The organism is Butyrivibrio sp. NC2002, from assembly GCF_000702265.1.
Classification (GTDB): Bacteria; Bacillota; Clostridia; order Lachnospirales; family Lachnospiraceae; genus Butyrivibrio.
The window spans coordinates 401540-417008 of sequence record NZ_JNKZ01000007.1 but is presented as its reverse complement, the minus strand read 5'-3'; the positions used below and the strand labels follow the sequence as shown (position 1 = coordinate 417008).

Here is a 15469-nt window from a genome sequence, read left to right as displayed (position 1 = left end):
GGAGAAATACCTAATGGAAAATACTATGTATCAGGTGTCGACACTTCAGGCGCTAATTCTTGGGTACAGCCGGACGGTGATAAATGTAGACGAACTAATTCAGCATGGTGATACCGGACTGGGAACATTTGAAGATGTGAACGGTGAGATGATCGTCATGGATGGACACTGCTACAGGGCTGACCAATTCGGGAATATAACAGAGGTTGATCCTTCGACGGGAATTCCCTTTGCTGCTGTGGCCAGGCTCTATGGCAATCAGCAGTTTCAGCTTAATGACATGCCGAATGTTGCCTCAATTCAGACAGAACTGACAAGGAAGATCGAAGAGGTATTCGGGCTTAACAGTATGCATATTGTCAGGATTGACGGAGAGTTTGGGAAAATCGATGCCAGATCGGAGGGGCCTTACAGGTCGCACCATATCAGGCTGAAAGAGATTCTTTTCAACACGCAGCAATCGTTTCTTTTTGAGAATATCCGGGGATCTCTGGTGGGTGTATATTTTCCGGATTATATGGATGGAATAAATATGCCGGGATGGCATCTTCATTTCCTTTCCGAGGACAGAACGAAAGGCGGGCATGTTTTTGATGCAAGTATAATCAAAGGCGCAGCCAGAGTAGATAAGATTACCAGTATCCACATAAATCTTCCAAAAGAAGCGTCTTTTGATACCTATTCTCTTAAAGAGGATTTGGAAAGCGAGATAAAGTCCGTCGAGTAAAGTAAAAACATCAGATATTTCAAAATCAGTTTTTATAGCACTATAAACCAACCCAAAAAGGCCTCTCCCTCGCTGGAGAGGCCTTCTTAACATTTAATGCTTTTTTATTTCCTTTTGTGATGAAAAAGAACAATATAGCTGCCATCGTCTTTTTTCAGAAGAGCCGTTATGGAAGACTCACTTTCATGTGCTGTTCCAAATAAGGAATATCCCTGCTTTTCAAAGTAAGCAAGACCTTCCTCGTAATTATCCACATTTGCACGCATTCCTAAATAGCCTTCCTTGAAACTGTCGGACGGGAAATGAGAACATACAAGATCAATGCGTCTCTTCTTCTCGTTTTCAAGAACAGCATATTCCAGATATTCTATCTCAGGTCTGTGCTTGACTTCAAATCCAAGATCTTCAGTATAACGGCGAATTTCCTTTTCGAAATCGGCTACATAAACGACCGGATAGTAATCAGAGATTTTCATATTTGGCCTCCTTTATTTAGTATTTGTATCACTTTATTTATACATGACTTACCTGAAATTTTCAGTCATCATGAGACTGATCAATTTTACCTGAAAGATTTGCTACAATCGCTTCAAGTTCTTCAATTCTGGAATTCATTTCAGACAATGCCTGATCTTTTTCAGACAGTGCCTGGCTCTGCTCAGATATAACAGTATCCTTCTCGTTTATTAGAGCATCCTTCTTTGCAATGGTACGTTCATATTCACCTTTTAATACATCAATATCGACTTTGGATAACATATACTCTGACCTCCACTTACTGTTACGACGAGCTAGTTTTACTGCATCATCAAGTTTGTTTGTCAACGGACTTTGTGCAAGCTTGCCACCAAGGTAATTCAGAAATGCCTTCATTTCATCCGATACATCATCCTTTTTGCCATTTGCGCAGACAAAGATTCTTGAAGTGCCATCCTCTAAGATGATGGAAGGATCTTCATCGGCCCGGGGCCTGAAATGGTAGAGATGATAACCATATTTCGGTAGGATGTTGAAGGGGCAGATAAAGATTACATAACTGTCCAAAAGCTTGATGTAATCAGAACTTTTCTCAAGTGCCTGAGAATCAATAGTGTTCTGATAAAAGCGGGACCTTCTGGCGAGATTCCTATTAGATTCTACCTGCATTTCAACATCGTACATCGTAGAACCATCATCCTCAAAGTAGACGTCCAAGCGGATTCCCTTGCCATCAGGAGTAACTTCTATGGTCTTTTCCCCATTTAAACCGACCATGTGGCGGATCTTCCTATCGGTGATAAGTTCCACGAGCTGCTTGCACAGATCAGGATTACTCTGCATAACCTTACAAAAGATAAAGTTATTGGTAATCGTCAGTTTCTCATAATTTGTTTCTTCGTTATTCAATAATTAGTCTCCTTTCATTGTAGCCGAAAAGAGTGCATAAGACCACGGATTTCGACTGTATTTAATAAAAAAGTTTTTTGAAATCCTGCAGAAGAATTATCTGCAATAGATAAACAAGATGCATTGAACATGCGAGAAAGATAATAGCATGTCAGAAAAGTTAATGCAAGAGAAAAAATATAGCTTCCTGTTTTTTACAAAAAACGGAAAGCTATAGATTATTGTTTTTTCTCAGAATAACTGGAATCGTACTGGTCCAGGTCCTCGCAAGAAGAATTCGTTCAGTCAACGCATCTCCGAATGCCTCAAAAGCCCCAAGTCCCTATGATTTCAAGGCAACTTGGGGTATTTGCCGCCCCGAGACGCTGTGACAGAAAGCGAAAAAGCCCCAAGTCCCCATGATTTCGTGCCGACTTGTTGCTTTTACCACTTTGGGACGTAGGAGCTAAAAGTGAAAAAGCCCCAAGTATGTCTATTTTCCTATATACTTGGGGCTTTTAGCTCTTGTTGCAAGAATCCTGCCTTTGACAGGACATGCCCTCGCTTTGCGAGGACCTGATTCAATACGATCCTCGTTTTTCTGAAGAAAACAAGAATCTATATTTTACGGTCGGATGCCATAAGGATGCAGTTTCCACCGCCTTTACATCTGACAATTCTTGTGTTTGCAAATATGAGTTTTAATGTGGATTCGAGCATATAGGTGTTCATAGCAATAACATCCATCTGCTCGTTTACCATGTTAAGTGCCAGAATTCCTTCTTTTTTGAGCATCTTATGCATCTTAACAAGACTTTGAGCGCTGAGAATGTCATTGGCAGCCTTATCACCTGTATATGCATCAAAGACTATCATGTCAAATGACCCATCGCCCGCATGATCGCTTATATATTTGAATCCGTCTGTAATATTGATGGTAAGGTGTTTGTCATTGGTATCAAGAGAAAAATATTTTTTGGCAAGCTCCACAAGTCCCGGATTATTTTCTATAACGGTTATACTTCTTTCCGGGTGCTTATACAGATAGATCTGCGGATATACAAAGCCTCCGCCGCCTATCATAAGAGTGTTTTTTATATCGGGATAGTGCTCGGTTATGAGCTTTAAAGTCTGCATATAATAAAAAAGGGGATCCTGTTTTCCGTAATCATCAAGATACATACCGGATTCCCTTATTTTATCGTACAAAAGAAGACGGACAGCACGTCCGTTTTCTATTTTGTCCTGTATTATAATGTGTTTGTCAGGTGACCTGAAAACTATACGGGGTCTGACATAGAGCAGTAACTGTTCAAGTAAGGTCATTGATTTTAGTTTCCATCCTTAACGACAATTCTGCCGCCGTTTTTTACACTATCCTGTTCAAGTATTTCCAGAGCAGATGCAGCAATCTCATAAAACATTGCAGCATTATCCTGAATTTCTGCCATCTTTTTCATGTTTGCTTCGCAAAACTCCTTGGCCGCAGTAATATCAGACTGAGAAAAAACACGGCTTCCGCAATACAGAGTTCCGGTTGCGGGGTCAAAATGCGAATCGGCTTTCTTTGCTTCGCCGCTCATTCCCATAACTCCGGCAAGTGAGCGGATTAAATCTTCACGATTACCCATTTGTTACCTCCATTTCAATGCCATAATTTAGCTTAGGGTACTGAATTCTTGATGAAATTCAATATCCCGAAAACCTGTAAATATATTTTCGCACACACGATTTTTTTTGTATATAAACTCTGTATTATAAAAATCTAAAAAAATGCTTTATAATTAGTCTTATAGGAATGAAAAAAGTTGCATAATATTGGGGGAGCATACATTGGATATAGCAGTATTTGCTGATATACACGGTAATCACAGCGCGCTGCAGGCCTGCATTGATTACTGTATGGGAAAAGGAATTACAAATTATATACTTCTTGGCGACTATGTGGGAGACTGCCCGAATCCTCAAAAAACTATGGAACTAATATACGTTTTAAAACAGTATTTTACATGCTTTATAGTTAAAGGTCATAGGGAAGAGGCGTTCCTTAAATATAAAAACAGCGGAGAAGCCGGATGGAATAAAGGTTCCGGTAGTGGTTTCCTTCTAAATACTTATGAACAGCTTAAGGAGAAGGACCTGAATTTTTTTGACTCCTTAAAAATCTATGGCATTCACAATCCTAAGAATGTACCCGGATTTGAATATTGCCACGGCTCTATGGAAAGCGTAACGGAGCTCTTATTTGCAGAAAAGAGAAATACGAGAAGAACGGTTGGAAAGATGAAGACGCAGATCCTATTGCACGGTCATACACATGTGCAGGAAAGCTTTTCATATCGCAACAAAAAAGTAGTAAATCCGGGATCTGTCGGACTTCCAAGAGGATTTCATGGTCTTACGCAGTTTTGTGTTTTACACGGGAATTCTTCAGGATATGAAGAGGAGATGATCCGGCTAAAATATAATAAGTCTGAGATTTTAAAAGAATTCGAAAACAGTGATTTCAGAGAATATGCTCCCGCTCATACGGCGCTTACTATGCACACCATAAGGACAGGAATTGATGTCAGTGAGATGGTTCTTTTGCAGGCAATGAGGATGTGCGAAGCAGAGACAGGAATTGTGAGATGGCCCAATATCCCTGAAAAATACTGGGCAAAGGCTCTAAAGGATAATTATATTGACCTTTCAGGTAAGGATATTCCAAGGAAAGATCTTTCGGAAAAATTCGGCGGGGAAGGCGTTGTCTAGATATATGTAAACCGCAAAAAAATATGGCATTTTTCTTATTTTACTGATTTGAGGGAGAAACCATCATGACGAAGTCATGATTTGGAATGGTTCCGACCGATAGGGCAGGATTGCGGAGCAATCGTGCCAATACATAATAAACGAGGAGAACGAAAATATGGCAAGCATTTTTGATGAAAACAGTATCTCAAACCAAAATAAGATTTATGAAGTCCCTGCCGGTACCGTGATCTTAAATGAAGGCGAGATCAATTTTGATATGTACAAGATTGTATCCGGACATGTTGAAATGTATTACGGTTATGGTACAGAAAATGAAGTTCTCCTTGGTATTCTTGGACCGGGCACATGTTTTGGAGAATTTGGAATCCTTACCGGACAACCGGCGATATATACCATCATTACTTATTCCAATGCCAGGATACTTAGAGTTACTGAAGCTCTTATGGGGAATTTCATCAAAGAAAATCCCGAGAACATTATGCAGATAATGAAGAATATGGCAAATAATATGCTGAAGATGCAGCATCAGATAGCGCAGCTTAGCGAAGAGGTTGCGGAGGCAAAGAAGATGCCCAAATATGATCCCAAAACTGAGCAGCTGCTTAAAAACATTCTAAAAAACTATGCATTATCCAAACCCGCAGATGCAGATAATTCCGATGATAAAAGCGGAAAGTTTTATTTTATGAATAAGGATCACGACAAATCGGGATTATGATGAATTATATGCTCATTTACTACATTTTTTGTTTTCGTTAATGAAATGTAGTTTGTGAGCATATTTTCTTGACAAACATTATGAATGGATATAATATATTTTTTGTGGTTAGCACTCGAATCGATTGAGTGCTAACAAAATATAAAGAGTTTATAATTTTCTAAGATATAAAGGAGGCTTTATTATGAAGTTAGAACCACTTGCAGACAGAGTTGTATTAAAGGCACTCGAAGCAGAGGAAACAACAAAATCAGGTATTGTTCTTCCCGGTGCTGAGAAGGAGAAACCGCAGCAGGCTGAAGTTATCGCTGTAGGCCCCGGCGGGATCGTTGATGGTAAAGAAGTAAAGATGCAGGTTAAGAAGGGTGACAATGTTATCTATTCTAAATATGCAGGAACAGAAGTAAAGCTTGATGATGTTACATATATCATTGTTAAGCAGAACGATATACTTGCAATTATCAAATAATTTGATGACTTATTTCAGATAAAAATTTTTATAATCGGAGGCAGATAAAATGGCTAAGACAATTAAGTATGGTGCTGATGCTAGAACAGCAATGGTTGAAGGCGTTAATAAGCTTGCAGATACAGTAAGAGTAACAATCGGACCTAAGGGCAGAAACGTAGTTCTTGATAAGAGCTATGGCGCTCCTACAATCACAAACGACGGTGTTACTATTGCTAAGGAGATTGAGCTTGAGGATGCTTATGAGAATATGGGTGCTCAGCTTGTAAAGGAAGTTGCAACAAAGACAAATGATGTTGCAGGTGATGGTACTACAACAGCTACAGTTCTTGCTCAGGCTATGATCAATGAAGGTGTTAAGAACCTCGCAGCAGGTGCTAACCCCATCGTACTCAGAAAAGGTATGAAGAAGGCTACAGATGCAGCAGTTGCTTCAATCGGCAAGATGGCAACAAAGGTTAAAGGTAAGGACCAGATCATGAGAGTAGCAGCAGTTTCATCAGGTGATGATGAAGTTGGTCAGATGATCGCTGATGCTATGGAGAAGGTTTCAAACGACGGTGTTATCACAATCGAAGAATCCAAGACAATGATGACAGAGCTTGACCTCGTTGAAGGTATGCAGTTCGACAGAGGATATATCTCAGCTTACATGGCTACAGATATGGACAAGATGGAAGCTAACCTTGATGATCCTTACGTACTTATTACAGATAAGAAGATCTCAAACATCAACGATATCCTTCCTCTTCTTGAGCAGATTGTTAAGACAGGCGCTAAGCTTCTTATCATCGCTGAGGATGTTGACGGTGAGGCTCTTACAACTCTTATTGTCAACAAGCTCCGTGGAACATTCAATGTAGTAGCTGTTAAGGCTCCCGGATATGGCGACAGAAGAAAGGCTATGCTCGAAGATATCGCTATTCTTACAGGCGGTAAGGTAATCAGCTCTGACCTTGGTCTTGAGCTTAAAGATACAACAATGGATGATCTTGGACGTGCAAAGAGCATCAAGGTTGAGAAGGAAAAGACAACAATCGTTGATGGTCTTGGTGACAAGAAGGAAATCCAGGCAAGAGTTTCTCAGATTAAGAAGCAGATCGAAGAGACAACTTCTGATTTTGATAAGGAAAAGCTTCAGGAGAGACTTGCTAAGCTTGCAGGCGGTGTTGCTGTAATCAGAGTAGGTGCTGCTACAGAAACAGAGATGAAGGAAGCTAAGTACAGAATGGAAGATGCTCTTAATGCTACAAGAGCTGCTGTAGAAGAAGGTATCATCTTTGGTGGTGGAAGTGCTTACATCCACGCTAGCAAGGAAGTTGAAAAGCTTGCTAACACACTTGAAGGTGATGAGAAGACAGGTGCTAAGGTTGTTCTTAAGGCACTTGAAGCTCCTCTTTACCACATTGCTAACAATGCAGGTCTTGACGGATCAGTTATTGTTAACAAGGTTAAGGAATCAAAGCAGGGAATCGGCTTCAATGCTTATTCAGAAGAGTATGTTGACATGGTTAAGGATGGTATCATTGATCCTGCTAAGGTTACAAGATCAGCTCTTCAGAACGCTACTTCAGTTGCATCAAGCTTCCTTACAACAGAAGCTGCTGTTGCAACAGTAAAAGAGCCCGTTCCTCCGATGCCCGCTGGCAACCCCGGCATGGGAATGATGTGATGAAATAACGAGGCATGCGCCTCGTTAGGGGATAAGAACTACAAGATGCGTCAGCATCTAAAAAAACAGAAAGACCAGGTATCAAGCTTGCTTGAAATACCTGGTCTTTCTGTTTTTTGGATACTCCGAAGGAGTTGTAGTTCTTAGAACCTGACGAGAGCATATGCCGACAAAACACAACTCGGGAAGCGCTGGCGCTTTCCGAGTCTGTAATGTAGATCAAGTGAACCATTTATTATTCCATAGGCAAGAAGTTGCGGCTCTTAGAGCCTGACGAGAGCATATGCTTCAAAATGATAAAAATTCTCATTTTTAGCTTTGCTTCATGGACTTAATGAAAATATAAAACTTTTTATAAACAATTTACAATCGATAAATGGTTAATGATGATATTATTGTAATGTGAGAACATTATCACAGTAAGGAGGCCATGATGGAAGCAAAGTCCAAAAAACAAAAGAAAACTAATTCACTTAAATTAGAGGGAATGAGTATAAAGCTTAAGCTTATATTATTTATTGTGCCTATTGTAGCGGTTATGCTTATACTTATCACTGCAATAAGCTCTATTGTCAGCAGATCCATCATCATAGAACGTTCTAATGAACAGATGTCAGCTACCCTTGGAGAATATTCCAATTACGTAGCCGGCGAAATGGATCACATAAAGGCTCAGGCAGATACCTTTGCTCAAATGATTGCGTCTACTTATGTAAATTCGACAATGGAAGATTATACTGAAGCTGTAACACAGATTGTTACAGGTAATGATATGGTGCTTGGAGCAGGTCTTTGGTTTGAACCCAATACCTTTGAGCCCAATGAAACTTATTATGGACCATATTGGATGAAGAATGTTGATTCAAATGGTAAGTGGGATGGCGGAGAGCTGAATCTGACCTGGGATTATTCCAACGCAGAATATGATTATTTTAATCAGGAATATTATGTAAACGCCAAGAGCCTTCCAAATGCAAGCATCACAGATCCCTATTATGATGAATCATCCGGAATGGTCATGGCCTCATGTTCAGCTCCAATTAAAAAGCTGGATGGAACATTTGTGGGATGTGTTACTATCGATCTAATGCTTGATACAGTAAAAGAAGAACTTGGAGCTGTGCACGTAGGAGAGACAGGCACATTATGGCTTATAGACCAGTCATTCAATTACGTTTATCATCCGGCATTCCCGGATGCGTCAAAAGACGGGCTTAATCTTGATGCTTCAACAGAGTTAAATGAATACATTCCATCTATTAAATCACAGGAAACCGGATCAGGAAGCTTTTCATTCCAGGGTACCAAGAGACTATTATATTGGGATACAGTAAATGGAATGAATTGGAGAATAGGTCTTACGATTACCGAGGACGAGATCTTTGAAAAGATCAACATGATGCTCTTTATTTCGATTGTTGTTCTTTTGATTGCTATAGCGGTTACGACAACTATCATCATCTATCAGGCTTCCGGCATTGCAAATGCAGTTGCAGTAGTTGCTAATTCACTAGACCACTTAAGAGAAGGTGAATTTGTAAGAATTACCGGAGTTAAGAAGAGAACCGACGAAATCGGCCTCATGACGAATGCGACGAATGATGTTATCAATAAACTTGATGAGATCGTTTCAAATATTAAGGAATCTGCAACTTCCGTTGGATCATCTTCCGATGAACTTGCTGATATGGCCAACCAGATTTCTCAGACAGCAGAAGATGTATCCAATGCTGTTCAGGAAATTGCAACAGGTGCTACTCAGCAGGCTGACGAAATTCAGAGTGCTACTGAGAATGTAGGATACATTGGCGACGCAGTTAACAATGTACAGGATTCCACCGGAAACCTTTCAGATATAACAGAAAAGATGAAGGAAGCTTCGGAAGTATCCAGCAAGTCACTTGCATCACTTCAGGAATCTTCACTTGAAATGACAGCTAAGATTGATGAAATATCCAATACAATCCAGGCAACGCAGGAAGCTGTTTCCAATATCAATGATAAGGTTGAAGGCATTACTTCGATTGCAACCCAGACAAACCTTCTTTCACTTAATGCTTCAATTGAAGCTGCACGTGCAGGCGAAGCAGGAAAAGGCTTTGCGGTTGTTGCAGAAGAAATCGGACAGCTTGCTGCTAATTCAAAACAACTTGCTGATGATATCAGGATCGAGATGGAAAAACTTCTTACACAGTCAAAAGCAGCGGTTGATGCTTCTGAAGATGTCAAGCAGGGCAACATCGATCAGCAGACAGCTCTTGGTGATACACTTAATGCAGTTAACGGAATGCTGAGCGATATTGACGAAACAGTCGGTGGTGTACACCTTATCAGTCAGGGTGCAGATACCTGCGAAAACTCCAAGAATGCTGTTGTAGATACCATGAGCGCTCTATCAGCCATTTCTGAAGAAAATGCTGCTTCATCCCAGGAGACGGGTGCTTCGATGCAGGAGCTCTCAGCTACAGTTACAACCCTTGCAAGTTCTGCATCTTCACTTAAGGATATCGCAGATCAGCTCAATGAAGAAATGAAGTTCTTTAAATCTTAAAAAGACATGATCATGATAGATACCCCTTTTTCCGGACAACCGGAGAAAGGGGTGTTTTTTCAGAAATTATATTATTTCATCAGGTCTATTCTGATTTGTATGTGATAGAATTAACTGATAAAAGCATGCAAGGAGGAAGCAGATGAAAAAATTATCACTAAGCAAATACACAGATTTTATCGTAGAAGAAACTACAAAACTTTTAAATATTGATTCACCCACAGGATATACTGAAGAGGCAGCTTCCTGGGTGAAGGACGAGTTTGAAAAGCTTGGATTTAAAGCTGTAATAACAAATAAAGGCGGCGTTATTGTTGACCTTACAGGAAAAGACAAAAAGAACGGCCTTCTTCTTGAAGCACATACCGACACTCTTGGCGGTATGGTTGCTACGATCAAGGATAACGGAAGACTCCAGTTGACAAACCTTGGAGGAATGAATCCTAACAATGCAGAAACAGAGAATGTAAGGATCGTCACCAAATTTGATGGCATATATGAAGGAACTTTTCAGCTAAACAACGCATCTATCCATGTAAACGGAGAATACAATGACACGAAGAGAACCTGGGAAAACTGCGAGGTTGTCATCGATGAAGATGTAAATAATAAACAGGATACAGAAAAGCTCGGAATTTCAGTAGGTGATATTGTTTGCTTTGAACCCAATGTAAGAGTTACAAAGTCAGGATATATCAAGTCCAGATTTTTGGATGATAAATTAAGTGTAGGAATCCTTCTTGGACTTGCTAAATATATTAAAGAAAAGAAGATCACTCCTAAGAGAGCTTTATATGCCCATATAACTGTATTCGAAGAAGTTGGACATGGCGGATGTGCAAATGTTCCCGAGGGTTGTACTGAAGCAATATCCGTGGATATGGGATGCGTAGGAGATGGACTTACCTGCACAGAAAAACAGGTTTCCATATGTGCAAAAGACAGCGGAGGACCTTACAGCTATCCGGTTGTTCAGGGCTTGGTAGCTGCAGCAAAAGAATCAGGGGCTGACTATGCGATCGACATTTATCCTCATTACGGAAGTGATGTTGAAGCGACACTTGGAGCAGGCTCAGACCTTAAGCATGGACTTATCGGAGCTGGAGTGTATGCTTCTCACGGCTATGAGAGAAGCCATAGGGATGGCGCAGAAAACGTATTAAGACTCCTTATTCAGTATGCGTTATGATTTATAAAACTTCAAAAGATCAACCCCAAAAAACCATTTGAATTATATATAATTACAGATGAATAAAAGGGTCTGCGTCTTGACACAGACCCTTTTGAAGCGTAAACTAAATTTGTTGTAATCTTGTATGAAAGTGCGATTAATATAATCATTTTATACAAAATATTGTACAATGAAAATTGAATAAGGAGGTGCTCCTGTATGTCTACAACAACTATTATTGTAGCATTAGCAACTCTTGTCATTTCTGTTTTTGTAACTATTGTGATTATGAAAGCGCATCAGGCTAAGATTGATGCGGAGAATGAAAGCAAGGTAGGAAGTGCAGAGGAAAGGGCAAGAAAAATCATCGACGATGCCGTTAGAGCTGCCGATGAATCGAAGCGCGAAAAACTCCTGGAAGTAAAAGAAGAATCACTGAAGACAAGAAATGAACTTGAAAAAGAAGTGAGGGATAGGAGAGCAGAGGTTCAGCGTTCAGAACGCAGAGTACAGCAAAAAGAGGAAAATGTCGAGAAAAGATCTGAAGCAATTGAGAAAAAGGAAGCCAGTTTAAGTGCAAAGGAATCTGCACTAAGCAAAAAAGAGCAAGAGGTTGCAAAGCTCGACGAGCAAAGGAGACAGGAACTTGAGAGAATCTCAGGCTTAACCTCCGAGCAGGCAAAAGAGTATCTTTTAAAGATTGTTGAAGATGACGTGAAACATGAATCCGCTGTAATGATCAAGAACATGGAAGCGGAGGCAAAGGAAGAAGCTGATAAGCGCGCAAAGGAAATAGTAGTAAATGCTATTCAGAGATGTGCCGCAGATCATGTTTCTGAAACAACAATTTCTGTTGTTCAGCTGCCAAATGATGAAATGAAGGGACGTATCATAGGTCGTGAGGGTAGAAATATCCGCACACTTGAAACAATGACAGGTGTTGATCTTATTATCGATGATACCCCTGAAGCAGTTGTTATTTCGGGATTTGATCCTATCAGAAGAGAAGTTGCCCGAATAGCACTCGAGAAACTTATCGTAGATGGCCGTATCCATCCTGCCAGAATTGAAGAGATGGTAGAGAAGGCACAGAAGGAAGTTGCCAATAAGATCAAGGAAGAGGGTGAAAATGCAGCCCTTGAAGCAGGCGTACATGGCCTGCATCCAGAAATCATTAAACTTCTTGGTCGTATGCGTTTCCGTACAAGTTATGGTCAGAACGCACTTAAGCATTCTGTTGAGGTTTCTCAGCTCTGTGGACTTATGGCATCAGAACTTGAGCTTGATGTTCGTATAGCTAAGAGAGCAGGTCTCTTACACGATATTGGTAAGGCAGTAGACCATGAGATGGAAGGCTCACATATATCACTTGGTGTTGATATTTGTAAGAAATACAAAGAATCTGCGATCGTCATCAATGCAGTAGAGGCTCACCACGGAGACGTAGAGCCGCAGTCACTTATAGCTGTAATAGTACAGGCTGCTGATACAATTTCAGCTGCCAGACCGGGTGCCAGAAGAGAGACTCTGGAAACCTACACAAGCAGACTTAGGGAACTCGAAGAGATTACAAACAGCTTTAAAGGTGTTGATCACTCATTTGCTATCCAGGCCGGAAGAGAAGTCAGGGTAATGGTTGTTCCTGAACAGGTAAGCGATGCCGATATGGTATTGATGGCAAGAGATATTGCCAAGAAGATCGAGAACGAGATGGAATATCCCGGACAGATCAAAGTTAATATCATTCGTGAAAGCAGAGCTACTGATTACGCAAAATGATCAGATTATGAATTCAAGATTACCGATGTATGCGCATGCATACATCGGTATTTTTGTGTGTAAATATCGAAAAATTAAATAGCGCACAATGCGTTTGCATATGCTAATTAAATATTGTATACTATTTAAAACAAGTAAAGCTTTAATATGGAGGGTTGAAATGCACGAGTCCGGTGAAGATTATATTGAAACAATATATCTGCTTAAAAAGAAAAAGGGTTTTGTCAGATCTATAGATGTTGCTTCTGAGCTTAATTTTTCAAGACCCAGTGTATCAAGAGCTGTCGGCATCCTTAAGGAAGATGGCTATCTTACTGTGGGAAAAGATGGGGAGCTTGAGCTTACAGAACTGGGATTAAAAAAGGCTAAAAGCGTTTATGAGAAGCACACAAACCTTACTAAATTCTTAATGCTCACAGCAAAAGTAAATGCTGATGTTGCAGAGAATGATGCCTGCAGGATAGAGCATATAATAAGTCCTGAGACTTTTAAGGGTATAAAGAAATATCTAAAAGAACATAGGGACGAACTTCTTTGAAGAAGAGGTATCTTCGAAAACAGAAACCTGGCATAACATATCGAAAACTTAATATATAGGCTTAAGTGTGTTACAATAGAGCCTATGAGTTTAGATAATGTATTTGAAAAGAGAATTAAAAACATATTGGGGGATGAATATCCCGCATTTGAGGACGCCTTGGGAAGAGAGAAGGTGTCCTCACTTAGAGTGAATCCCCTTAAGAAAAACGGTTTTGGTAAAACCGCTTTGGATAGCATGGAAGTGCTAAAAAGAGATGGCGTTTCTTTTTCCGAAAAAGAGATAGAGTGGGAAAAAGCCGGACATATCTATACTGAGGGTGCACCGGGAAAACATGCATATCACGAAGCGGGAGTCTATTATATTCAGGAGCCAAGTGCCATGTCGCCTGTTTCATATCTAAATGTAAAAAAGGGTGACAAGGTTCTTGATCTGTGCGCTTCTCCGGGAGGGAAAAGTACGCAGATCGCGTCTATGCTTGGCGGTGAAGGAATCCTTGTAAGTAATGAAATAGATAAGAAGAGAGCGCAGATATTATCTCTGAATATAGAGAGATGCGGAATAAAAAACGCGCTTGTCACTAATATGGATCCGTCTAAAATGTCTGATATTTTTGAGGGCTATTTTGATAAGATCCTTGTGGATGCTCCCTGTTCAGGAGAGGGAATGTTCAGGAAAAATGATGAGGCTATTAAAAACTGGAGCCCTGAGAATGTGACTATGTGCGCAGTCAGGCAGGCGGAAATACTAAAAGAAGCTGTGAAAATGCTCGCTCCGGGTGGAAGGCTTGTATATTCTACATGTACTTTTGCCCCTGAAGAGGATGAGCTTCAGGTCATAAGTCTTGTTAAACTTGGCATGAAGCCCTGTGAAACCGTGCTTTATCCCGGTATGGCAAGAGGAAATATCGATAATATCTTTAAGGTATATGACAACACCGGCATGGGGGATTTATCAGAGCTTATAAACAAAATCTCAGGATCACTCGGAGAGGAAAGCACTTCCTGCGATGAGTTTTTTGGCGAAAAAGAAAGCTATGCGGATGCCATAAACAAAAGTGCAATAAGACTATGGCCGCATAAAATGAGCGGCGAGGGGCATTTTTTATGTGCGTTTGAAAAAGATGGGGACATTTCATTAAATGAAGGACTGTATGGAATAAATGGTTCTGTAAAGGCAGCGTCTCTATCTGACCTTAAGGCTTTTGAAGAATTTGTAAGGGATACCTTTGCAGATGGTTATAACGAAATTGAAACCGGCAAGGAATTATTAAATGAAAACAGCAGATCAAAAAAATCAAAGACTTCCAAAAATACTCTGCCTAGTATAAGCCTTCTGGGAGGAGGCTTAAATGGCAGACCCTTTATGTTTGGGAGTCAGCTCTATCTTGCACCTTGCGGGATGCCGGGGATAGATGGTCTTACTGTGGTTCGTCCGGGGCTTCATCTCGGAACTGTAAAAAAGGACAGATTTGAACCCTCGCATGCACTTGCTCTTTGTCTTGATCCTTCTCTTGTGAAAAAAACATTGGACTTACCTTCTGATTCACAGGAGGTTCGCCAGTTTATAGGGGGAATGACTTTAAGAACATCCGGTCTTTCAAATGGCTGGCATCTTATAACAACGGACGGATATAGCCTTGGATGGGGCAAATATGCAGGGGGAAATATGAAAAACCACTATCCGAAGGGATTGAGGATTTATAATTGAAAGGTTTTTTGA

At 40.4% G+C, this 15469-nt stretch carries 14 protein-coding genes; 10 read left to right on the top strand and 4 right to left on the bottom strand.

What is annotated here, in order from left to right; genetic code table 11:
- The first annotated feature begins 13 nt into the window (after window positions 1-13).
- Window positions 14-727, top strand: coding sequence for an acetolactate decarboxylase (locus T543_RS05085; RefSeq protein WP_035766260.1), 714 nt, complete (start codon window positions 14-16; stop codon window positions 725-727).
- 104 nt (window positions 728-831) lie between these two features.
- Here the strand turns inward: T543_RS05085 and T543_RS05080 are convergent, their stop codons facing one another.
- The 4 genes from T543_RS05080 to T543_RS05065 form a co-directional block, all read right to left on the bottom strand.
- Entirely contained in the window at window positions 832-1203 is a 372-nt protein-coding gene (locus tag T543_RS05080; RefSeq protein WP_035766258.1) for a VOC family protein, read from the bottom strand.
- 61 nt (window positions 1204-1264) lie between these two features.
- Window positions 1265-2113 carry an Rpn family recombination-promoting nuclease/putative transposase gene (locus tag T543_RS05075; RefSeq protein WP_051638547.1) on the bottom strand — a complete coding sequence of 283 codons (849 nt, stop codon included), beginning with the start codon at window positions 2111-2113 and terminating at the stop codon, window positions 1265-1267.
- Window positions 2114-2710: 597 nt separating this feature from the next.
- Complete coding sequence (locus T543_RS05070) at window positions 2711-3418, bottom strand: spermidine synthase (protein WP_035766256.1); 708 nt, start codon at window positions 3416-3418, stop codon at window positions 2711-2713.
- Window positions 3419-3423: 5 nt separating this feature from the next.
- Complete coding sequence (locus T543_RS05065) at window positions 3424-3723, bottom strand: hypothetical protein (RefSeq protein ID WP_035766254.1); 300 nt, start codon at window positions 3721-3723, stop codon at window positions 3424-3426.
- A 202-nt stretch (window positions 3724-3925) separates the two neighbouring features.
- On the opposite strand from T543_RS05065, the gene T543_RS05060 reads away from it, so the two are divergent.
- The 9 genes from T543_RS05060 (at window position 3926) to T543_RS05020 (ending at window position 15457) form a co-directional block, all read left to right on the top strand.
- Window positions 3926-4846: a metallophosphoesterase family protein gene (locus T543_RS05060; RefSeq protein WP_035766252.1), complete on the top strand. Its 921-nt coding sequence runs from the start codon at window positions 3926-3928 to the stop codon at window positions 4844-4846.
- 157 nt (window positions 4847-5003) lie between these two features.
- Window positions 5004-5567, top strand: coding sequence for a Crp/Fnr family transcriptional regulator (locus tag T543_RS05055; RefSeq protein WP_035766250.1), 564 nt, complete (start codon window positions 5004-5006; stop codon window positions 5565-5567).
- Between the two features lie 184 nt (window positions 5568-5751).
- Window positions 5752-6036 (top strand): co-chaperone GroES, encoded by a 285-nt coding sequence (locus T543_RS05050; RefSeq protein ID WP_026653214.1) that lies wholly within the window; start codon window positions 5752-5754, stop codon window positions 6034-6036.
- Window positions 6037-6085: 49 nt separating this feature from the next.
- Entirely contained in the window at window positions 6086-7708 is a 1623-nt protein-coding gene (gene groL / locus T543_RS05045; RefSeq protein ID WP_035766245.1) for a chaperonin GroEL, read from the top strand.
- A 430-nt stretch (window positions 7709-8138) separates the two neighbouring features.
- Window positions 8139-10259 carry a methyl-accepting chemotaxis protein gene (locus tag T543_RS16030; protein ID WP_081829946.1) on the top strand — a complete coding sequence of 707 codons (2121 nt, stop codon included), beginning with the start codon at window positions 8139-8141 and terminating at the stop codon, window positions 10257-10259.
- 142 nt (window positions 10260-10401) lie between these two features.
- Window positions 10402-11448: a M42 family metallopeptidase gene (locus T543_RS05035; protein WP_035766241.1), complete on the top strand. Its 1047-nt coding sequence runs from the start codon at window positions 10402-10404 to the stop codon at window positions 11446-11448.
- A gap of 201 nt (window positions 11449-11649) precedes the next feature.
- Window positions 11650-13209 (top strand): ribonuclease Y, encoded by a 1560-nt coding sequence (gene rny, locus T543_RS05030; RefSeq protein ID WP_035766239.1) that lies wholly within the window; start codon window positions 11650-11652, stop codon window positions 13207-13209.
- A gap of 160 nt (window positions 13210-13369) precedes the next feature.
- Entirely contained in the window at window positions 13370-13747 is a 378-nt protein-coding gene (locus T543_RS05025) for a metal-dependent transcriptional regulator (protein ID WP_035766238.1), read from the top strand.
- A gap of 84 nt (window positions 13748-13831) precedes the next feature.
- Entirely contained in the window at window positions 13832-15457 is a 1626-nt protein-coding gene (locus T543_RS05020; protein ID WP_035766236.1) for an RsmF rRNA methyltransferase first C-terminal domain-containing protein, read from the top strand.
- Window positions 15458-15469: the final 12 nt, after the last annotated feature.

What these genes read in the sequence shown, in the direction of transcription:
- rny (WP_035766239.1), top strand. Translation starts at nt 11,650, where the DNA reads ATGTCTACAACAACTATTATTGTAGCATTAGCAACTCTTGTCATTTCT.
- T543_RS05055 (WP_035766250.1), top strand. Translation starts at nt 5,004, where the DNA reads ATGGCAAGCATTTTTGATGAAAACAGTATCTCAAACCAAAATAAGATT.
- T543_RS05035 (WP_035766241.1), top strand. Translation starts at nt 10,402, where the DNA reads ATGAAAAAATTATCACTAAGCAAATACACAGATTTTATCGTAGAAGAA.
- T543_RS05025 (WP_035766238.1), top strand. Translation starts at nt 13,370, where the DNA reads ATGCACGAGTCCGGTGAAGATTATATTGAAACAATATATCTGCTTAAA.
- T543_RS05050 (WP_026653214.1), top strand. Translation starts at nt 5,752, where the DNA reads ATGAAGTTAGAACCACTTGCAGACAGAGTTGTATTAAAGGCACTCGAA.
- T543_RS05080 (WP_035766258.1), bottom strand. Translation starts at nt 1,203, where the DNA reads ATGAAAATCTCTGATTACTATCCGGTCGTTTATGTAGCCGATTTCGAA.
- T543_RS16030 (WP_081829946.1), top strand. Translation starts at nt 8,139, where the DNA reads ATGATGGAAGCAAAGTCCAAAAAACAAAAGAAAACTAATTCACTTAAA.
- T543_RS05070 (WP_035766256.1), bottom strand. Translation starts at nt 3,418, where the DNA reads ATGACCTTACTTGAACAGTTACTGCTCTATGTCAGACCCCGTATAGTT.
- T543_RS05020 (WP_035766236.1), top strand. Translation starts at nt 13,832, where the DNA reads ATGAGTTTAGATAATGTATTTGAAAAGAGAATTAAAAACATATTGGGG.
- T543_RS05085 (WP_035766260.1), top strand. Translation starts at nt 14, where the DNA reads ATGGAAAATACTATGTATCAGGTGTCGACACTTCAGGCGCTAATTCTT.
- T543_RS05065 (WP_035766254.1), bottom strand. Translation starts at nt 3,723, where the DNA reads ATGGGTAATCGTGAAGATTTAATCCGCTCACTTGCCGGAGTTATGGGA.
- groL (WP_035766245.1), top strand. Translation starts at nt 6,086, where the DNA reads ATGGCTAAGACAATTAAGTATGGTGCTGATGCTAGAACAGCAATGGTT.